We start from the raw sequence: 20,248 nt of genomic DNA on the forward strand, positions 1-20,248 counted from the left end.
GTTCTCCTGCCTGGTGTACGTTATAACCGCGAGAATGCATTGTCCTGACGCGGTGGTGCGACAAAATGACCGGGACCGACTTCCCGAAGCGTAACGCGCTCCAGAGTTTCGCCCCGTTTACGAATATTGCTCGGCATTTCATCCTGCAGCAGCACGCGCTGGGCGTGGTGATGCGCAGGATCGGCAACCGGCACAGCGGCCATCAGCTTGCGGGTGTAAGGATGCTGCGGGTTTTCAAATACCGCCCGCCGCGGGCCAATCTCAACAATTTGCCCCATGTACATCACCGCAACACGGTGGCTGATACGCTCCACCACCGCCATATCATGCGAGATAAACAGGAAGGCAATGCCCATATCCCGCTGTAAATCGAGCAATAAATTGATGATTTGCGCGCGGATAGAGACATCCAGTGCCGAAACGGACTCATCCGCAATCACCACTTTTGGATTCAGCGCCAGCGCCCGCGCAATGCAAATGCGCTGTCGCTGCCCGCCGGAAAACTCGTGGGGATAACGCCAGGCATGTTCAGGCTTCAACCCGACGCGCTCCAGCAGCCAGGCCACGCGACGCTGCGCCGCGTCCCCGTCGAGCAGGTTATGCACCCGCAGCGGCTCCATGATCGAATACCCCACCGTATGACGCGGATCGAGAGAAGCATACGGATCCTGGAAAATAAACTGAATATCCCGGCGCACGGCCTGCAGCTTGCTGTCTGGCAGGGTGTCGATACGCTCGCCGTTAAAGGTAATGGTCCCGGCCTGGGTCTCCACCAGCCGGAGCAACGCGCGTCCGGTCGTGGATTTACCGCAGCCCGACTCCCCCACCAGCGCCAGCGTTTCGCCCGGCCAGAGATCAAAACTGACGTTTTCCACCGCATGGACTTCGCGCTTCACGCGATTGAACACCCCGCTGCGCAGCGGAAAACGCGTGACCAGATCGCGGACTTCCAGAATGGGCCTGCCCGGCACCACCGTATCTTGCTCGGTTTCGGCCGTCTGCATGCCCGCCTCGCCCTGAGCCATCAACGGAAAACGGCGCGGTAAATCGCTGCCGTTCATCGCCCCAAGACGCGGCACCGCCGCCAGCAGCGCTTTGGTGTAAGGATGAACAGGCGCATGAAAAATTTGCTCAACCGTGCCCGTCTCTACGGCGTGCCCCTGGTGCATCACCAGTACGCGGTCGGCGATATCCGCCACCACGCCCATATCGTGGGTGATAAAAATCACCCCCATCTCCATCTCCTGCTGCAGCACTTTGATCAGCTGCAGGATCTGCGCCTGAATCGTCACGTCCAGCGCCGTTGTCGGCTCGTCGGCGATGAGCACCGCCGGACGGCACGAGAGCGCCATCGCAATCATGACGCGCTGGCGCATCCCGCCGGAAAGCTGATGCGGATAGCGCCCCAGAATGGCCTGCGCTTCAGGAATGCGCACCCTCTCCAGCATCCGCTTCGCTTCGAGGAGCGCTTCATCGCCGCTTAACCCCTGATGCAGGCGGATGGACTCGGCAATCTGCTCGCCCACCGGAAAAACCGGGTTCAGAGAGGTCATCGGCTCCTGGAAAATCATGGCGATATCCGCCCCACGCACGCCCTGCATCTGCGAACCACTCAGTTCATTTAAATCAATGACCTGACGGTTACGGCGGCGCAGGAGCATTTTCTCGCTGCCGACCTGCCCGCCCGTTTGCTCCAGCAGGCGCAACAATGCCAGTGCGGTAACCGATTTACCGGAACCAGACTCACCGACAATGGCCAGCGTTTCGCCGCGATGCAGCGAAAACGATAAATTCTGTACTGCGGGGATGAACTGCCGCTCCTCCTGAAACGCAATATTCAGCTGATGGACAGCCAATACCTGGCGGTTGTCCAGCTCTTCACTGTGCGGCACGTTTTGCCCCCTTATTCACGATAGATCCCCGTACTGGGCTCATCACCGGCGTAGCCCCAGGCGCGGTACATCCCTTCGCTGTTAAACGGCAGGGCCACGTTGCCCTCACGATCCACCGCAATCAACCCGCCGACGCCGCCAAGCGCGGGGAGCTTTTCCATGACCACGCGCTCGCAGGCCTCGCTCAGGCTTAATCCGCCGTAATCCATCAGCGCGGTGATGTCATAGGCCGCGAGAGCGCGAATAAACACTTCGCCAGTTCCGGTACAGGACACGGCGGCCGTGGCGTTGTTGGCATAGCACCCTGCGCCGGGCAGCGGGCTGTCGCCGACGCGTCCCGGCAGCTTGTTGGTCATCCCGCCCGTTGACGTTGCCGCCGCGAGGTTTCCGGCTTTATCGAGCGCGACTGCGCCGACCGTGCCCATTTTGGTGGTTTCATCCAGCGGCGCGGCGTGGTCAAGCTGCGTCTTGCCTGCCGTACGCGCGTCCAGCAGCTGCTGATAGCGCTCCTCCGTGGAAAAAAGATCGGGCGATACCGGTTCCATCCCGTGTTCGAAGGCAAACGTCTCCGCCCCTTCGCCCGCCAGCAGGACGTGCGGACTCGCTTCCATCACCAGACGCGCCGCCAGCACCGGGTTGCGCAGACGGCTGACGCCTGCCACGGCGCCCGCTTTCAGGGTAATACCGTCCATCACGCAGGCATCCAGCTCGTGCGTTTCATCCCGGGTAAAGACCGAACCGATCCCCGCGTTAAACAACGGGCACTCTTCCAGCAGGCGCACCGCCTCGGTGACCACATCCAGCGCGCTCTCGCCCGCTTCCAGCATCCGCTGGCCTGTTTCCACAATGGCGTACAGCGCGTCAATATAGCGCTTTTCCTGCTCGGGACTGAGCTGTGCACGGGTGATTGCCCCGGCGCCACCATGAATTGCGATTACCGCATTAACCATTTCGCATCACCCGTTAGCCTGATTTGCGGCTTTTTCTATAAATATCATTATCGTCGATGAAACTTCAGATGATTTTTGAATATAGAAAGACGCAACTGTGATGTAAAGCGTACACCCATCGGGTCATACAGTTAGCCGCACTTTTCTGCCATAATGGGCGCTTTCGTTGTTACTCCGCAGGAGCCCACCATGGATTTTACCGCCGGACTGATGCCGCTTGAGACGGCACTCACGCAGATGCTTGGCCGCATTACCCCGCTGCATGAGGTTGAAACGCTGCCCCTCGTGCGCTGTTTTGGCCGTATTGCCGCGCGCGATATTGTCTCTCCGCTTAACGTGCCGGGGTTTGATAACTCCGCGATGGACGGTTACGCGGTGCGCCTGGCGGATCTCCAGACGGGTAACGCCCTGCCGGTGGCGGGTAAAGCCTTTGCGGGTCAGCCGTTCAGCGGTGAATGGCCTGCGGGTACCTGCGTGCGCATCATGACCGGTGCGCCCGTTCCGGCTGGCTGCGACGCCGTGGTGATGCAGGAAGAGACCGAACAGACCGACGACGGCGTGCGTTTTACCGCGAACGTTAAAGCGGGCCAGAATATCCGCCGCACGGGCGAAGACATCACGCTTGGCGCGACGGTCTTTGCCGCCGGACAGAAGCTAACGGTAGGTGAACTGCCGGTGCTGGCGTCGCTCGGCGTTGCTGAAATCGACGTTGTCCGTAAAGTGCGCGTTGCCGTTTTCTCCACCGGCGACGAGCTGCAGCTTCCGGGCCAGCCGCTGCAGGAGGGTCAGATTTACGACACCAACCGCCTGGCGGTACACCTGATGCTGGAGCAGCTGGGCTGCGACGTGATTAACCTCGGCATCATTCCTGACGATCCGGAAAAACTGCGCGCCGCGTTTATCGAGGCGGATAACGCAGCCGACGTGGTCATCAGCTCTGGCGGCGTCTCCGTGGGCGAAGCGGATTACACCAAAACCATCCTTGAAGAGCTGGGCGAAATCGCCTTCTGGAAGCTGGCTATCAAGCCGGGCAAACCGTTCGCCTTTGGCAAGCTCACGCATAGCTGGTTCTGCGGCCTGCCGGGTAACCCGGTCTCTGCGGCACTCACCTTCTACCAGCTGGTGATCCCGCTGCTGGCGAAGCTTTCCGGCAACAAGGCTAACCCGCTGCCGGAACGCCTGCGCGTGCGTGCCGCCACGCGCCTGAAAAAATCACCGGGCCGTCTCGATTTCCAGCGCGGCATTCTGGCGCGCAACGCGGACGGTGAGCTCGACGTGAGCACCACCGGGCACCAGGGCTCGCACATTTTCAGCTCCTTCAGCCAGGGCAACTGCTTTATCGTGCTGGAGCGCGAGCGCGGCAATGTGGAAGCAGGCGAATGGGTTGAGATCGAGCGCTTTAACCACCTGTTCGGAGGCTGACATGACGGTGGAGCTGAGCGACCCGGAGATGCTGCGCTACAACCGCCAGATTATCCTGCGCGGGTTTGATTTCGAGGGCCAGGAAGCGCTCAAGGCGGCCAGCGTGCTGGTTGTTGGTCTTGGCGGGCTGGGCTGCGCGGCCGCGCAGTACCTTGCGGCGGCAGGCGTGGGCAGGATGACGCTGCTGGATTTCGATACCGTATCGATGTCCAACCTGCAGCGCCAGACGCTGCACAGCGACGCGACCATTGGCCAGCCGAAGGTGGGATCCGCCGGGGCTGCGCTGGCCCGCATCAACCCCAACGTTCAGTTCACCCTCATTGACGCGATGCTGGATGACGAGGCGCTGTCCGCGCAGATTGCGCAGCATGACCTGGTGCTGGACTGCACCGACAACGTCGCCGTCCGTAACCAGTTAAACGCAGGCTGTTTTGCCCACAAAACTCCGCTGGTCTCCGGTGCGGCGATCCGCATGGAGGGGCAAATCAGCGTCTTCACCTACGCGGAAGGTGATCCCTGCTACCGCTGCCTGAGCCGCCTGTTCGGCGAGAACGCATTGACCTGCGTTGAGGCGGGCGTGATGGCGCCGTTAGTCGGCGTGATTGGCTCACTGCAGGCGATGGAAGCGATCAAAGTCCTGGCGCACTACGGCACGCCTGCCGCGGGGAAAATCGTGATGTACGACGCGATGACCTGCCAGTTCCGTGAGATGAAGCTGATGCGTAACCCGGGGTGTGAGGTTTGTAGCAAATAAAAAGTCGGGTGGCGGCTCCGCCTTACCCGACCTACAACGGCTCGAACGTAGGCCGGGTAAGCGCCAGCGCCACCCGGCAAACGCGTCAGATAGACGTCCTTCCAAACGCCCCCTGCCAGTCCTGCTCAAACTTCACAATCGCCGCATCCACGGCCGGAGAGGTAATAAACTGCTGCGCCACGTCCAGCGGCAGCGTGATGGACTCGCAGCCTGCCAGCAGGCAGTCCAGCGCCTGACGCGGCGTTTTGAAGCTCGCGGCCAGCACTTTTGACTGCGGGGCGTGCAGCGTCAGCAGCTGTTGCAGTTCAACCACGGTCTGGATCCCGTCCCCGCCCTGCGCGTCCACGCGGTTAACGTAAGGCGCCACATATTCCGCCCCCGCCAGCGCGGAGAGCATACCCTGCGCGGCGCCGTATACCGCCGTACCCAGCGTCGGGATCCCTTCCGCTTTTAGCATCTTGATTGCCGCCAGCCCCTCTGCGGTCACCGGCACTTTCACCACCAGGTCATTAATGATGGCGCGGAGCTTGCGCGCGTCCTCCACCATCCCTTCAGCGGTAGTCGCCATCACCTGCGCGAACAGACGGCCTTTACCGCCCAACGCGTCGTGCAGTTCAGGCAGCAGCACGTCGAGCGGCGTTTTACCGGCTGCCACAATGCTTGGGTTGGTGGTCACGCCCGCCAGAGGGAAGATACGCGCCAGCTTTTTGACTGCCGCAACGTCAGATGTGTCGAGATAAAGTTCCATGATGTCACCCTCAAAATTAGCCTGCACTTACCCTATCACGACAAAACCTGCTCAAGAGTTGACCTGCATCAAGATAACTTTCATTCGAAAGTAATTTAATCTTCATATGCAAGATGAGAGGCGAAATCATGATCTTCAATATTCAGCGTTACTCTACCCACGATGGCCCCGGCATTCGAACTGTGGTGTTCCTGAAAGGCTGCTCGCTGGGCTGTCGCTGGTGCCAGAACCCGGAAAGCCGATCCCGCAGCCGGGACGTGCTGTTTGATGCGCGCCTGTGCCTGGACGGCTGCGACCTGTGCCAGCAGGCGGCACCGGGCTGCATCGAACGCGCGCTGAACGGGCTGGTCATTCACCGTGAGAAGCTTGATGACGCCACGCTCAACGTCCTCACCGACTGCTGCCCGACGCAGGCGCTGACCGTCTGTGGTGAAGAACAGCAGGTCGAGGAGATCATGGCGACCGTACTGCGCGATAAGCCTTTTTACGACCGCAGCGGCGGCGGCATCACCCTCTCCGGCGGTGAGCCGTTTATGAACCCGGAGCTGGCGCACGCGCTGTTTAAAGCCAGCCACGTCCAGGGGATCCACACCGCCGTCGAAACCTGCCTTCACGTGCCTTGGCACTATATCGAGCCGTCATTACCCTACGTCGATCTGTTCCTCGCCGACCTGAAGCACGTCGACGGTGAGGTGTTCAAGCAGTGGACGGACGGTTCGGCTAAGCGGATCCTGGACAACCTGAAACGCCTGGCCGGTGCCGGGAAAAAAATCACCATCCGCGTGCCGCTGATCCAGGGCTTTAACGCCGATGAAGCCTCTGTTACCGCCATTACCAATTTCGCTGCCGACGAGCTCGGCGTCGAGGATATTCATTTTCTGCCGTACCACACGCTGGGCATGAACAAATACACCCTGCTCGGCCAACCCTACTCAGCCCCTGACAAACCGCTGGATAACCCTGCCCTGCTGGACTTCGCGCAGCAGTACGCCTGCCAGAAAGGGTTAACCGCGACCTTACGAGGATAAACTTATGACGACCCTGAATCTCAACACCCTCAGCGAGCGCATTAAAGCGCACAAAACGGCCCTCGTACATATCGTCAAGCCGCCGGTCTGTACCGAGCGCGCGCAGCATTACACCGAAATGTATCAGCAGCACATGGACAAGCCGATCCCGGTGCGTCGCGCCCTGGCGCTGGCGCATCACCTGGCCGAGCGCACCATCTGGATCAAACACGACGAGCTGATCATCGGTAACCAGGCAAGCGAAGTGCGCGCCGCGCCGATCTTCCCGGAATACACCGTCTCCTGGATTGAGAAAGAGATCGACGATCTGGCGGATCGCCCGGGCGCTGGCTTTGCGGTGAGCGAAGAGAACAAGCGCGTCCTGCATGACATCTGCCCGTGGTGGCGCGGCCAGACGGTGCAGGATCGCTGCTACGGCATGTTCACCGACGAGCAGAAAGGCCTGCTCGAAACCGGCATTATCAAAGCCGAAGGCAATATGACCTCCGGCGATGCGCACCTGGCGGTGAACTTCCCGCTGGTGCTGGAGAAAGGTCTCGACGGCCTGCGCGCCAAGGTGGCCGAGCGCCGCTCGCGCATCAACCTGACAGTGCTGGAAGACCTGCACGGCGACCAATTCCTGAAGGCGATTGATATCGTGCTGGAGGCGGTGAGCCTGCACATCAAACGCTTTGCCGATCTGGCGCGTGAAATGGCCGCGACCGAAACCCGCGCAAGCCGCCGTGACGAGCTGCTGGCAATGGCGGAAAACTGTGATGTAATCGCCCACGAGCCGCCAAAAACCTTCTGGCAGGCGCTGCAGCTGTGCTACTTCATTCAGCTGTTCCTGCAGATTGAGTCCAACGGCCACTCCGTCTCCTTCGCGCGTATGGACCAGTATCTTTATCCGTACTACCGTCGCGACGTGGAGCTTGACCAGAGCCTCGACCGCGAGCACGCCATTGAGCTGCTGCACAGCTGCTGGCTGAAGCTGCTGGAAGTGAACAAGATCCGCTCCGGCTCGCACTCTAAAGCCTCCGCCGGCAGCCCGCTGTACCAGAACGTCACCATCGGTGGCCAGAAGCTGGTCAACGGCGAGCCGATGGACGCGGTCAACCCACTCTCCTACGCGATTCTGGAATCCTGCGGTCGCCTGCGCTCCACCCAGCCAAACCTGAGCGTGCGCTACCATGCGGGCATGAGCAACGACTTCCTCGACGCCTGCGTGCAGGTGATCCGCTGCGGCTTCGGGATGCCGGCGTTCAATAACGATGAAATCGTGATCCCGGAATTCATCAAGCTCGGCGTTGAACGAGACGACGCCTACGACTACGCGGCCATCGGCTGCATCGAAACCGCGGTGGGCGGCAAATGGGGCTACCGCTGCACCGGCATGAGCTTTATCAACTTCGCCCGCGTGATGCTGGCGGCGATGGAAGGCGGGCGCGATGCCACCAGCGGTAAGGTGTTCCTCCCGCAGGAGAAAGCCCTCTCTGCCGGTAACTTCGACAATTTCGAGGAGGTGATGGCAGCGTGGGACAGCCAGATCCGCTACTACACCCGCAAATCCATCGAGATTGAGTACGTGGTGGACACCATGCTGGAAGAGAACGTCCACGATATTCTCTGCTCGGCGCTGGTGGACGACTGCATCGAGCGCGCGAAAAGCATCAAGCAGGGCGGCGCGAAGTATGACTGGGTCTCCGGCCTGCAGGTGGGCATCGCCAACCTCGGCAATAGCCTGGCGGCGGTGAAAAAGCTGGTGTTCGAGCAGGGCACTATCGGTCAACAGCAGCTGGCGGCCGCGCTGGCGGATGACTTCGACGGGCTGACTCACGAGCAGCTGCGCCAGCGTCTGATCAACGGCGCGCCGAAGTACGGCAACGACGACGACAGCGTGGATATGCTGCTGACGCGCGCCTATCAGACCTACATTGAAGAGCTGAAGCAGTACCACAATCCGCGCTACGGCCGCGGCCCGATTGGCGGTAACTACTACGCGGGCACCTCTTCTATTTCTGCAAACGTGCCGTTTGGCGCAGCGACGATGGCCACCCCGGACGGGCGCAAAGCGCACACCCCGCTGGCGGAAGGGGCAAGCCCGGCCTCCGGTACGGATCACCTCGGCCCGACGGCGGTGATTGGCTCTGTCGGTAAACTGCCTACCGAGGCGATTCTCGGCGGCGTGCTGCTTAACCAGAAGCTGAACCCGTCGACGCTGGAAAACGACAGCGATCGCCAGAAGCTGATGGTGCTGCTGCGCACCTTCTTCGAGGTGCATAAGGGCTGGCATATCCAGTACAACATCGTCTCGCGCGATACGCTGCTGGAAGCGAAGAAACATCCTGACCAGTATCGTGATCTGGTGGTGCGCGTGGCGGGCTACTCGGCGTTCTTCACCGCCCTGTCGCCGGATGCGCAGGACGATATTATTGCCCGTACCGAGCATACGCTGTAAAAAAACGCCCGGTGGCGCTACGCTTACCGGGCCTACTCTTCCCTCCGTAGGCCGGGTAAGGCGAAGCCGCCACCCGGCTTTCTGACTTTCATTCGAAATTAAATTTGTGCTCCCCGTCACCTTGTTATTAGAATGTTTCAAAACGCAGTGACCCAGGAGCACAGTATGACCGTTAAAGTTATCGTCACCGATATGGACGGAACTTTCCTTGATGATGCCAAGCAGTACGATCGAGACCGCTTCCAGGCACAGTTTGAACAGCTTAAGGCTCGAAACATTGAATTCGTTGTCGCCAGCGGCAACCAGTATTACCAGCTCATCTCCTTCTTCCCGGAGCTGAAAGAGCAGATCTCCTTCGTGGCGGAAAACGGCGCGCTGGTGTTCGATCGCGGGGAACAGATTTTCCACGGCGAACTGACGCGTCATGAATCACAAATCGTCATTGGCGAACTGCTGAAAGACAAAGGGTTAAACTTCGTGGCCTGCGGGCTGGAGAGTGCCTACGTCAGCAACCAGGCTCCTGAAGCGTTCGTGGCGCTGATGTCAAAGCACTATCACCGCTTAAAGCGCATCAGCGATTACCGCGAGATTGACGACGTGCTGTTTAAATTCTCCCTGAACCTGCCGGACAGCGATATTCCTAATCTGGTGGATAAACTTCACGTCTCCCTGGACGGCATCATGAAGCCAGTCACCAGCGGCTTTGGCTTTGTGGATTTAATTATCCCCGGTCTGCACAAAGCCAACGGCATCAGCCGCCTGCTGAAACGCTGGAAAATCTCCCCGCAGGAATGCGTGGGCATTGGCGACAGCGGCAACGATGCCGAGATGCTAAAGCTGGTGAAATATTCCTTTGCGATGGGCAACGCGGCGCAGAGCATCAAAGAAATCAGCCGCTACAGCACCGACGACAACAACCATCAGGGCGCGCTGAACGTCATTCAGGCCGTGCTCGACAACCACTCCCCGTTCGACGCCTGATCCTCGCCTCGCCGGAGCCTCGCTCCGGCCTCTTACTCTTTTTCCGTCCTGTGGCTTGCGTCAAGTTTTTAAACTTGCATTAACTTAATTTTAACTTAAAGTATCACTTGTAGATATTTTTACTTTCGAATGAAAGATGCGAGGCAGTTATGACCTTTACCAGTGAAACTTTGCCAGCGGATCACAAAGCGGCAATCCGTCAGTTGAAACGTGAGCTGCGCGCGCAGATCGGTGACGTGCAGGCGGTGTTTAATAAGCTCAGCGATAAAATTGCCACCCGCGTGGCGGAAATCAACGCTCTTAAGAACAAAGGCGAAACCGTCTGGCCGGTGATCCCGTTCGCGGATGTGAAAAACGGCACCATTACCGACGCACAGCGCGAGGCCGTTAAACGCCGCGGCTGCGCGGTGATTAAAGGTCATTTCCCGCGCGAGCAGGCGCTGGCATGGGATCAGTCGATGCTCGACTACCTCGATCTCAACACGTTTGACGACGTGTACAAAGGCCCAGGCGATAACTTCTTCGGCACCTTAACGGCCTCTCGTCCGGAGATTTACCCGATTTACTGGTCTCAGGCGCAAATGCAGGCGCGCCAGAGCGAAGAGATGGCGCAGGTGCAGTCGTTCCTGAACCGTTTATGGACATTCGAGAGCAACGGCAAACAGTGGTTCGACCCGGACGTGAGCGTGATTTACCCGGACCGTATCCGCCGCCGTCCGCCGGGAACCACCTCGAAAGGACTGGGCGCGCATACCGATTCCGGCGCGCTGGAGCGCTGGCTGCTTCCGGCTTATCAACAGGTGTTCGCCCGCGTGTTTGACGGCAACGTCGATAAGTACGATCCGTGGAACGCCGCGCACCGTACTGAAGTGGAAGAGTACTCCGTCGACAACACCACCAAATGCTCGGTGTTCCGCACCTTCCAGGGCTGGACGGCGCTGTCGGACATGATCCCCGGTCAGGGGCTGCTGCACGTGGTGCCGATCCCGGAAGCGATGGCCTACATTCTGCTGCGCCCGCTGCTGGACGACGTGCCGGAAGACGAGCTGTGCGGCGTGGCACCGGGCCGCGTGCTGCCGGTTTCCGAGAAGTGGCACCCGCTGCTCATCGAGGCATTAAGCAGCATTCCGGCACTTGAGGCGGGCGATTCCGTGTGGTGGCACTGCGATGTGATCCACTCCGTCGCGCCGGTGGAGAATCAGCAGGGCTGGGGCAACGTGATGTACATCCCTGCCGCGCCGATGTGCGAGAAGAACCTCGCCTACGCGAAAAAGGTCAAGGAAGCGCTGGAAACCGGTGCGTCGCCGGGAGATTTCCCGCGCGAGGATTATGAAAAGAACTGGCAGGACCGCTTTACCGTGAACGATCTCAATATCCACGGCAAGCGCGCGCTGGGTATGGTCTAACTGTCGTACAGCCCTTCCCGCTCCACGGCGGTGCGTCGTTTCCCCTGACGTATCCGCCGTACCGAATCCCGAACGGTCAACGTACCGTTAAGCAGTAACGTCCCCACCGGCGCGTCCGGGCGCATCAGCCGCTGCTGGAGCATATGCACCGCTTCGGTTCCCAGCTCATCGCGGGGAACATGTACCGCCGTTAATGGCACATCCTGAATCGCCGCCAGGTTAAACCCGTCAATGCTCATCACCGACACATCCTGCGGCACGCGCAGGCCGTGGTTTTGTAATGCGCTAATGGTGCCCGCCGCCATAAAGTCGCCGCCGACCAGAAACGCCGTCGGCAGATCCTTTCCCTTCTGCTGGTTAAGCCACTCGCTGACCAGTTGTTCCGTCTCTTTGGCGCTGAAGCTGGGCACCACCAGCAGATCGCGTTTATCGTTGAACGTCAGGTTATGGGACTGCCAGGCGTCGCGGATCCCCGACAGGCGCAGCTCCATGGTGTAGCGACGCAGGCACAGCACGTTCATCACCTCACGGTGCCCCATCTCGAACAGGTACTCCGCCGCCCGCTCGCCAATGGCGCGATGATCCGGCGCAACGGCAGGCAAACGCATGTGGCGGTCCCGGCAGTTAATCAGCATGCAGGGTTTCCCCACGTCCACCGCCAGATCGTGAATGTGCGGATCGTCGATACCGAGCAGAATCGCCGCCTGAGTGTCCGCTTCATTCATGCGCGCCAGAAACAGCTGCGCGTCGCTGTCGTTCTCTTCCAGCGCGCAGTAGCGAAGTCGCACATCGTGGGATGCCAGGCCTTTACTCACGCTCTGGATCACACGGTAGTAAAAGATGTCGGACCGCTCGTCGAAGGCGCGTTGGGGGGCAAAAACCACCAGGCTATTGAGCAGCAGCCGCCCCGCCGCCATACCTTCCATCACGCCCAGCTCTCGGGCGCAGGCCAGCACCTTTGCGCGCGCCTTTTCACTGGTATTCGCTTTCCCCGCCAGCACCCGCGACACGGTGCTGATGGAGAGCTGTGTACGGGCGGCAATTTCGGTGATTTTTAGCCTTTTGTCCATTTTGTGATCTGGCTCCATTTGCGAAATGAAAAATTTTTCATAGCGTATTGGTCAGGCAATAACTGACATAAACACCATCATGCCAGAGGCATTTCGTCAGTTATGAGAAATTTTGCACAAAATCCACTATTGCCTGCTCATCTTCTCCCTTAAGGTGAACTTGTCACACAACTTCCATAATAGTTGTATACCAACTTAAGCAGTTTAAACGGATAGAAATCAAAGCCATAACAATCCGTGTGACACCTGAACCTCCGTCCCCTTACCGTCCGTCTTGTGGAGAGTAAAATGAGTCAGGACATCAATAACACCGTTGCGACAAGCAAAACCCGTCGCGTCATCAAGAACCTGCGCTGGTACGTGCTGGTGCTGTTCTTACTTGGCGTCACCGTTAACTACATCACCCGAAACTCGCTCGGGATCCTCGCCCCGGAACTGAAAGAGAGCCTCGGCATCACCACCGAGCAATACTCCTGGATCGTCGGCGCGTTCCAGATCGCCTACACCATTTTCCAGCCCCTGTGCGGCTGGCTGATTGACGTTATCGGCCTGAAGATTGGCTTTATGGTCTGCGCCGGGATCTGGGCGTTGATGTGTATTTTCCACGCGGGCGCCGGAAGCTGGCTGCACCTGGCGATTCTGCGCTTCTTTATGGGTGCTTCTGAGGCCGCCGCCACCCCGGCGAACGCCAAAACCATCGGCGAATGGTTCCCGAAATCAGAACGCCCCGTTGCCGCCGGCTGGGCGGGCGTGGGCTTCTCCATCGGCGCGATGCTGGCCCCGCCTATCATCTACTTTGCTCACGCCTCGTTCGGCTGGCAGGGCGCGTTTATGTTTACCGGCGTGCTGGCGCTGCTGTGGGTGATCCTCTGGTGGGCGTTCTACCACAACCCGGAGCAGCACCCGAACCTGAGCAAGGACGAACTGGCGTTTATCAAGCAGGATAACGAACCGCCTGCGGTGAGACTGCCCTTCCTAACCGCGCTGAAAACCGTTTCGAAAAACAAACGTTTCTACGGTATTGCCATCCCGGCCTTTATGGCGGAACCGGCCTGGGCGGTGCTGAGCTTCTGGGTGCCGCTGTACCTCGCCAAAGAGCACGGCATGGATCTGAAGCAGATTGCGATGTTTGCCTGGCTGCCGTTCCTCGCCGCCGACCTCGGCAGCGTGGCGAGCGGCTACCTGACGCGTCTGTACACCCGCCTGTTCGGCTGCTCCCGCGTTAACTCGGTCGTAGCCAGCTCCGTGACGGGCGCGTTCCTGATGATCTCGCTGGGCATCGTGGCCATCACACGCGACCCGTATATCACCATCGTGCTGATCTCCATCGGCGGCTTCGGGCACCAGATCATCTCCTGCATGCTGAGCGCCCTGGTCGTGGAGTCGTTCGACAAAGGCCAGATGGCGACCGTCAACGGCATGCGCGGCTCGGCGGCGTGGATCGCCAGCTTCCTGTTCTCGCTGTTAATCGGTGTGACCGCCGACAAAATCGGCTTTAACCCGCTCTTTATTGCCATGGGCTTCTTTGACCTGATTGGCGCTGTCTTCCTGGTAGCATTTATTGCTGAACGTCGCGCCAAGCGCGCCTGATAGTGGATGTATTGCATATGAAAACCCTGAAAAACTGGACCGTAGATAAACAGTCAGCAAATCATCTGGAACTGCTGGTCGATAACCAGCACCGCCTGTGCCTGTATGTGCTGGAAGAGAACCTGTTCCGCGTGCTGATCAAACGCAAAGGCGAGCTGGCGCTGGACCACACCTGGAGCATCGCGCCGGAAAAAGACGTGCCCTGGGAGGGCCGCCGCCGTGACGACATAAGCGGTTTCTCCTGCCCGGCCTGGACGCTAACGCAGCAAGGTGAGACGCTCACCGTGGCAACCGAACGGCTGCGCGTGACCGTCCACCAGCCGCTGTGGCTGGAGTGGCACTACCGCAATGACGCGGGCGAGTGGCAGCCGCTGGTCAACGACCGTCCGACCAGCGCCTACCTGCTGAACGCCCACGGTGACGGCGTGGCGCACTATCTGAGCCGTCGTAAGGACGAGCGTTTCTACGGCCTGGGCGAGAAAGCGGGCGATCTGCAGCGCAACGGTAAACGCTACGAGATGCGCAACCTCGACGCAATGGGCTATAACGCCGCCAGCACCGACCCGCTCTACAAGCACATTCCGTTCACCATCGCCCGCCGCGACGACGTCAGCTACGGCCTGTTCTACGACAACCTGAGCAGCTGCTGGCTGGATCTGGGTAACGAAATCGACAACTACCACACCGCCTATCGTCGCTGGCAGGCGGAAGCGGGCGATATCGACTACTACATCTTTACCGGCAAGCGCGTGCTGGACGTCACCAAAGCCTTTGTTCGCCTGACCGGGAAAACGCTGTTCGGGCCAAAATGGAGCCTCGGCTACAGCGGCTCGACCATGCACTACACCGACGCGCCGGACGCTCAGAACCAGCTGATGAACTTCATCCGCCTGTGCGAAGAGCACGCCATTCCGTGCGACTCGTTCCAGCTCTCCTCCGGCTATACCTCCATCAACGGCAAACGCTACGTCTTTAACTGGAACTATGACAAGGTGCCGCAGCCGAAGGTGATGAGCCAGGCGTTCCACGACGCGGGACTGAAGCTTGCGGCCAACATCAAGCCGTGCCTGCTGCAGGATCATCCGCGCTATAACGAAGTGGCGGAAAGCGGCCTGTTTATTCGCGATTCAGAAACCGATGCGCCGGAACGTTCCAGCTTCTGGGATGACGAAGGCTCGCACCTCGACTTTACCAACCCGCAGACGGTGCAGTGGTGGCAGAACGGCGTCACCACGCAGCTGCTGGAGATGGGCATCGACTCCACCTGGAACGACAACAACGAGTACGAAGTATGGGACGGGGAAGCCCGCTGCTTTGGCTTCGGCAAGGAGATCGCCATCAAGCACATTCGCCCGGTGATGCCGCTGCTGATGATGCGCGCCTCGCTTGAAGCTCAGCAGCGTTTCGCGCCGGAAAAGCGTCCGTACCTGATTTCCCGCTCCGGCTGCGCCGGGATGCAGCGCTACGTCCAGACCTGGAGCGGCGACAACCGCACCAACTGGGACACCCTGCGCTATAACATCCGCATGGGGCTGGGCATGAGCCTGTCCGGCCTGTTCAACGTCGGTCACGACGTCGGCGGTTTCTCCGGCGACAAGCCGGACGCCGAGCTGTTCGTGCGCTGGGTGCAGAACGGCGTGATGCATCCACGCTTTACCATTCACTCGTGGAACGATGACCACACCGTGAACGAACCGTGGATGTACCCGGGCGTCACGCCAGCCATTCGCGGCGCGGTGGAGCTGCGCTACCGCCTGCTGCCGTACCTCTACACCCTGCTCTGGCAGGCGCACGCCGACGACGAGCCGATGCTGCGCCCGACCTTCCTCGATCATGAGCACGATGCGCAGACGTTTGAGGAGTGCGATGACTTCCTGCTGGGCCGCGATCTGCTGGTGGCCAGCGTCGTCGAAGCCGGGCAGCGCGAGCGCCGCGTCTGGCTGCCGGATAACGCCACCGGCTGGTACGATTTTTACACCCACGCGTGGTATGCGGGCGGCCAGTCGATTGTTCTCGACGCGCCGCTGGAAAAACTGCCGCTGCTGGTGCGCGCCGGTGCCGGCCTGCCGCTCAGCGAGCGTATCACCCACGTATCCGCAGAAAAAGACGATACCCGCGAGCTGAAACTGTTCCCACTGAAGGGCGTCGGGACAACCACCGGGATGCTATTTGAAGACGACGGCGAAAGCTGGGGATATCAGAACGGCAATGCGCTGTGGGTGGAATGGGAAATGGTGTGCGACGGCGCAACCATCAACCTGAAGGTGAACGCGCGCGGGGATTATCGTCCGGCGTGGAAAGCGCTGAAGGTGTCGTTACCGGTCGGGGAAAAACGTAAGCTGCTGGTGAATGGGGTTGAAGGGAGCGAATGGGTGGTGTAGTGCGGCCTGATGCCCTCACCCTAACCCTCTCCCACGGGGAGAGGGAATAGAACGTAGGCCCGGTAAGCGAAGCGCCACCGGGCTTTTTTTTAGCCGTCGATACCTTTGCTGCGCAGGTAGTCTTCGTAGTTTCCGGTGAAGTCCACCACGCGCTCTGGCGTAATTTCAATCACGCGGGTCGCCAGCGAGCTGACGAACTCACGGTCGTGAGAGACGAAGATCAGGGTACCCTGATACATCTCCAGCGCCATGTTCAGCGATTCGATAGATTCCATGTCCAGGTGGTTAGTCGGTTCGTCCATCACCAGGATATTTGGTTTTTCCATCATCAGCTTGCCGAACAGCATGCGACCCTTTTCACCACCGGAAAGTACTTTAGCCGGCTTTTTGATGTCGTCCTGGCTGAACAGCAGACGACCCAGAATGCTGCGCACCGCCTGCTCGTCGTCGCCTTCCTGCTTCCACTGGCTCATCCAGTCAAAGACGGTGAGGTCGTTTTCGAACTCGTATTCATGGTCCTGCGCGTAGTAGCCAATCTGCGCGTTTTCAGACCACTTCACGGTGCCGTTGTCCGGCTGCAGTTCGCCGACCAGGGTTTTCAGCATGGTGGATTTACCCACGCCGTTGGCACCCAAAATGGCAATCTTCTCGCCCACTTCCAGCAGCAGGTTGAATTTTTTAAACAGCGGGCCGTTCTCAAAGCCTTTTGCCAGGGCTTCCACTTCCAGCGCGTTACGGAACAGCTTCTTGTCCTGCTCGAAGCGGATGAACGGGTTCTGACGGCTGGAGGCTTTGACTTCGTCCAGCTTGATTTTGTCGATCTGACGCGCACGCGAGGTCGCCTGACGCGACTTAGAGGCGTTGGCGCTAAAGCGGCTGACGAAGGACTGCAGGTCAGCAATCTGCGCTTTCTTCTTGGCGTTATCCGCCAGCAGACGTTCACGCGCCTGGGTGGCCGCCGTCATGTATTCGTCGTAGTTGCCCGGGTACACGCGCAGCTCGCCGTAGTCCAGATCCGCCATGTGCGTACAGACCATGTTCAGGAAGTGACGGTCGTGCGAGATGATGATCATGGTGCTGTCGCGGTCGTTCAGCGTCTGCTCCAGCCAGCGGATGGTGTCGATGTCCAGGTTGTTCGTCGGTTCGTCGAGCAGCAGGATGTCCGGGTTAGAGAACAGCGCCTGTGCCAGCAGCACACGCAGCTTCCAACCTGGCGCCACTTCGCTCATCGGGCCGTAATGCTGTTCAACGGGAATGCCTACGCCCAGCAGCAGCTCGCCCGCGCGCGCTTCCGCAGAGTAACCGTCCATCTCGCCGTACTGCGTTTCCAGATCGGCCACTTTATAGCCGTCTTCTTCGCTCATTTCGGCCAGCGCGTAAATGCGATCGCGCTCCTGCTTCACTTCCCACAGCTCCGCGTGCCCCATGATCACGGTGTCGAGCACGGTGAACTCTTCGAAGGCGAACTGATCCTGACGCAGCTTACCGATACGCTCGTTAGGGTCGAGCGACACGTTGCCGAGCGTCGGTTCTAAGTCACCGCCGAGGATTTTCATAAAGGTGGATTTTCCGCTACCGTTGGCACCAATCAGGCCGTAACGGTTGCCGCCGCCAAATTTGACGGAAATGTTTTCGAACAGCGGCTTACTGCCAAACTGCATAGTGACGTTGCTGGTAACTAACACGGGGAGATTCCTGCGAAAAGTGTGATAAACACGGCATTATGCCACAATTCCGAATTGAGATCCCGTGTTGCGGCAATCCACTAAACTTTAACAAAATCGAAAAAAATGTGATTTCGTACACATCTGAATTCCCTGTTAGCGGGAATGCACATATAATGCGCTCCCATCACAGATTCAGACTTATCAACTCATCGCCTGAATGGCTTAGATACCTCGCACAACATGAACATGAAATTGACAACGCTTTTTGCGGCAGCGTTAGCCGTAGTAGGTTTTTGCAAGACCGCTTCTGCGGTGACGTATCCCCTGCCGACAGACGGTAGCCGTCTGGTTGGGCAAAACCAGGTGGTGATTGTGCCGGAAGGCAACGCTCAGCCGCTGGAATATTTTGCCGCTGAATACCAGCTCGGTCTGTCTAACATGCTCGAAGCAAACCCGGGCGTTGACCCGTATCTGCCAAAAGCAGGTACCGTGCTGAACATCCCTCAGCAGCTGATCCTGCCGGATACTGTTCATGAAGGTATCGTAATCAACAGCGCCGAAATGCGTCTGTATTACTACCCGAAAGGCACTAACACCGTTATCGTGCTGCCAATCGGTATCGGCCAGCTGGGTAAAGATACCCCGCTGAACTGGACCACCAAAGTTGAGCGTAAGAAAGCGGGCCCAACCTGGACCCCAACCGCGAAAATGCACGCGGAATACATTGCTGCGGGCGAACCGCTGCCAGCCGTTGTGCCAGCAGGCCCGGATAACCCAATGGGTCTGTACGCGCTGTACATTGGCCGCCTGTACGCTATCCACGGTACTAACGCCAACTTCGGTATCGGCCTGCGCGTCAGCCACGGCTGCGTGCGTCTGCGTAACGACGACATTAAGTTCCTGTTCGAAAACGTGCCGGTCGGTACTCGCGTGCAGTTCATCAACGAACCGGTGAAAGCGACCTCTGAGCCAGACGGCAGCCGTTACATCGAAGTGCACAACCCGCTGTCCACCAGCGAAGATCAGATCAACAACAACGAAATCGTGCCAATCAACCTGACCAGCGCGGTGCAGTCCGTGACCTCTCAGGCTGACGTGGAAACGACCGTGGTTGACCAGGCGATCCAGAACCGTTCTGGTATGCCAGTGCGTCTGAACTGATAGCAAAGAGAAATAAAAAAGCGGGCCTCGTTGCCCGCTTTTTTTTATCCGTTGTTCACGATGACAATCCCGCCGTGGTCGTAGCGATAGTGACAGTGGGCATACTCCAGCGGCGTGCCATCTTCAAGATAGATCACCTGCTCCACCTCCAGCACCGGGTCCGTCTGTTCACAGATTAAGTGCTGCATATCCAGCGCATTTGGCTTCAACGCGCGCACGACGCGATACGAGCCCATTATTTTCAGCCCCAGCGTCTCCTGCACGTAACGGAACACCGAGCTTTCAAGATGGCTTTTGTTCAGGCCGGGCACCAGATTCAGCGGCATCACCGTGGAATCCAGCGACATCGGCTCGCCGTTCAGCAAACGCAGACGAATAAAATCATAGATCGGCGCATCGGCGTTAATCATCAGCGACGCCTGCTCTTTCTCGTTCGGGAAGCGCAGTTCGAAATGCACCACCTGGCTGGTCACCGTTCCCAGATGTTCCCAGGTTTTGGTGGCGCCAAAGTAGTCGCTGCCGGAGAGATCCCACTGCGAGAGCTGGAGGAAATTTTTACGGATGAACGTTCCCTGCCCCTGGCGGGTGTAGACCAGCCCTTCGACAATCAGCTGGCGCATGGCCTGCTGAATGGTCATCCGGCTGGTGCTGAACTCCGCCGCCAGCGCAAACTGGTCCGGCAGCGGTTCATTGGCGGCGTACTGCTGGCTGATAATGCGTTTCTTAATTTCCCGCGCTATGGTGATGTACTTCGCCGCCAT

The 20,248-nt window shown here is 59.2% G+C and carries 15 protein-coding genes; 9 read left to right on the plus strand and 6 right to left on the minus strand.

What is annotated here, in order from left to right; translation table 11 throughout:
• Positions 1-20 precede the first annotated feature (20 nt).
• Positions 21-1,892, minus strand: a complete 1,872-nt coding sequence (gsiA, locus tag AC2T6E_RS06185; RefSeq protein WP_260663159.1) for a glutathione ABC transporter ATP-binding protein GsiA — start codon at positions 1,890-1,892, stop codon at positions 21-23.
• Positions 1,893-1,903: 11 nt separating this feature from the next.
• Positions 1,904-2,842, minus strand: coding sequence for a beta-aspartyl-peptidase (gene iaaA, locus AC2T6E_RS06190; protein ID WP_108415928.1), 939 nt, complete (start codon positions 2,840-2,842; stop codon positions 1,904-1,906).
• A gap of 189 nt (positions 2,843-3,031) precedes the next feature.
• Between iaaA and moeA the strand changes: the two genes are divergently transcribed.
• Entirely contained in the window at positions 3,032-4,264 is a 1,233-nt protein-coding gene (gene moeA, locus AC2T6E_RS06195; protein WP_486690916.1) for a molybdopterin molybdotransferase MoeA, read from the plus strand.
• A gap of 1 nt (position 4,265) precedes the next feature.
• Positions 4,266-5,018: a molybdopterin-synthase adenylyltransferase MoeB gene (moeB, locus tag AC2T6E_RS06200; protein ID WP_486690918.1), complete on the plus strand. Its 753-nt coding sequence runs from the start codon at positions 4,266-4,268 to the stop codon at positions 5,016-5,018.
• An 85-nt stretch (positions 5,019-5,103) separates the two neighbouring features.
• Here the strand turns inward: moeB and fsa are convergent, their stop codons facing one another.
• Complete coding sequence (gene fsa / locus AC2T6E_RS06205; protein WP_010428983.1) at positions 5,104-5,766, minus strand: fructose-6-phosphate aldolase; 663 nt, start codon at positions 5,764-5,766, stop codon at positions 5,104-5,106.
• Positions 5,767-5,894: 128 nt separating this feature from the next.
• On the opposite strand from fsa, the gene AC2T6E_RS06210 reads away from it, so the two are divergent.
• The 4 genes from AC2T6E_RS06210 (at position 5,895) to AC2T6E_RS06225 (ending at position 11,618) form a co-directional block, all read left to right on the plus strand.
• Positions 5,895-6,794, plus strand: a complete 900-nt coding sequence (locus AC2T6E_RS06210; protein ID WP_486690920.1) for a glycyl-radical enzyme activating protein — start codon at positions 5,895-5,897, stop codon at positions 6,792-6,794.
• A 4-nt stretch (positions 6,795-6,798) separates the two neighbouring features.
• Positions 6,799-9,231 carry a formate C-acetyltransferase/glycerol dehydratase family glycyl radical enzyme gene (locus tag AC2T6E_RS06215; RefSeq protein WP_460212648.1) on the plus strand — a complete coding sequence of 811 codons (2,433 nt, stop codon included), beginning with the start codon at positions 6,799-6,801 and terminating at the stop codon, positions 9,229-9,231.
• Between the two features lie 165 nt (positions 9,232-9,396).
• Positions 9,397-10,212, plus strand: a complete 816-nt coding sequence (locus tag AC2T6E_RS06220) for a Cof-type HAD-IIB family hydrolase (protein ID WP_486690923.1) — start codon at positions 9,397-9,399, stop codon at positions 10,210-10,212.
• Between the two features lie 149 nt (positions 10,213-10,361).
• Positions 10,362-11,618 (plus strand): DUF1479 domain-containing protein, encoded by a 1,257-nt coding sequence (locus AC2T6E_RS06225; RefSeq protein ID WP_486690925.1) that lies wholly within the window; start codon positions 10,362-10,364, stop codon positions 11,616-11,618.
• On the opposite strand, the gene AC2T6E_RS06230 is transcribed toward AC2T6E_RS06225, so the two are convergent.
• The gene (locus AC2T6E_RS06230; protein ID WP_214594328.1) at positions 11,615-12,688 is read right to left on the minus strand and encodes a LacI family DNA-binding transcriptional regulator; all 1,074 of its coding nucleotides are present in this window, start codon (positions 12,686-12,688) and stop codon (positions 11,615-11,617) included. The genes AC2T6E_RS06225 and AC2T6E_RS06230 overlap by 4 nt on opposite strands.
• Before the next feature lie 288 nt (positions 12,689-12,976).
• Between AC2T6E_RS06230 and AC2T6E_RS06235 the strand changes: the two genes are divergently transcribed.
• Complete coding sequence (locus tag AC2T6E_RS06235) at positions 12,977-14,278, plus strand: MFS transporter (RefSeq protein ID WP_023335029.1); 1,302 nt, start codon at positions 12,977-12,979, stop codon at positions 14,276-14,278.
• Between the two features lie 17 nt (positions 14,279-14,295).
• Positions 14,296-16,659, plus strand: a complete 2,364-nt coding sequence (locus AC2T6E_RS06240; RefSeq protein ID WP_486690928.1) for a glycoside hydrolase family 31 protein — start codon at positions 14,296-14,298, stop codon at positions 16,657-16,659.
• 89 nt (positions 16,660-16,748) lie between these two features.
• Here the strand turns inward: AC2T6E_RS06240 and AC2T6E_RS06245 are convergent, their stop codons facing one another.
• Positions 16,749-18,344, minus strand: a complete 1,596-nt coding sequence (locus tag AC2T6E_RS06245; protein WP_010428967.1) for an ABC-F family ATPase — start codon at positions 18,342-18,344, stop codon at positions 16,749-16,751.
• 222 nt (positions 18,345-18,566) lie between these two features.
• Here AC2T6E_RS06245 and ldtB point away from each other — a divergent pair, with 222 nt between their 5' ends.
• The gene (ldtB, locus tag AC2T6E_RS06250; RefSeq protein ID WP_010428965.1) at positions 18,567-19,487 is read left to right on the plus strand and encodes a L,D-transpeptidase; all 921 of its coding nucleotides are present in this window, start codon (positions 18,567-18,569) and stop codon (positions 19,485-19,487) included.
• 44 nt (positions 19,488-19,531) lie between these two features.
• Here ldtB and AC2T6E_RS06255 read toward each other — a convergent pair whose 3' ends face one another.
• Positions 19,532-20,248: a GntR family transcriptional regulator gene (locus AC2T6E_RS06255; RefSeq protein ID WP_010428962.1), complete on the minus strand. Its 717-nt coding sequence runs from the start codon at positions 20,246-20,248 to the stop codon at positions 19,532-19,534.

It is taken from the genome of Enterobacter sp. B79-1 (assembly GCF_057444735.1).

Coding starts and splice junctions, on each gene's coding strand:
- iaaA (WP_108415928.1), bottom strand. CDS start 2,842: ATGGTTAATGCGGTAATCGCAATTCATGGTGGCGCCGGGGCAATCACC.
- moeA (WP_486690916.1), top strand. CDS start 3,032: ATGGATTTTACCGCCGGACTGATGCCGCTTGAGACGGCACTCACGCAG.
- moeB (WP_486690918.1), top strand. CDS start 4,266: ATGACGGTGGAGCTGAGCGACCCGGAGATGCTGCGCTACAACCGCCAG.
- fsa (WP_010428983.1), bottom strand. CDS start 5,766: ATGGAACTTTATCTCGACACATCTGACGTTGCGGCAGTCAAAAAGCTG.
- AC2T6E_RS06210 (WP_486690920.1), top strand. CDS start 5,895: ATGATCTTCAATATTCAGCGTTACTCTACCCACGATGGCCCCGGCATT.
- AC2T6E_RS06215 (WP_460212648.1), top strand. CDS start 6,799: ATGACGACCCTGAATCTCAACACCCTCAGCGAGCGCATTAAAGCGCAC.
- AC2T6E_RS06220 (WP_486690923.1), top strand. CDS start 9,397: ATGACCGTTAAAGTTATCGTCACCGATATGGACGGAACTTTCCTTGAT.
- AC2T6E_RS06225 (WP_486690925.1), top strand. CDS start 10,362: ATGACCTTTACCAGTGAAACTTTGCCAGCGGATCACAAAGCGGCAATC.
- AC2T6E_RS06230 (WP_214594328.1), bottom strand. CDS start 12,688: ATGGACAAAAGGCTAAAAATCACCGAAATTGCCGCCCGTACACAGCTC.
- AC2T6E_RS06235 (WP_023335029.1), top strand. CDS start 12,977: ATGAGTCAGGACATCAATAACACCGTTGCGACAAGCAAAACCCGTCGC.
- AC2T6E_RS06240 (WP_486690928.1), top strand. CDS start 14,296: ATGAAAACCCTGAAAAACTGGACCGTAGATAAACAGTCAGCAAATCAT.
- ldtB (WP_010428965.1), top strand. CDS start 18,567: ATGAACATGAAATTGACAACGCTTTTTGCGGCAGCGTTAGCCGTAGTA.
- AC2T6E_RS06255 (WP_010428962.1), bottom strand. CDS start 20,248: ATGGCGGCGAAGTACATCACCATAGCGCGGGAAATTAAGAAACGCATT.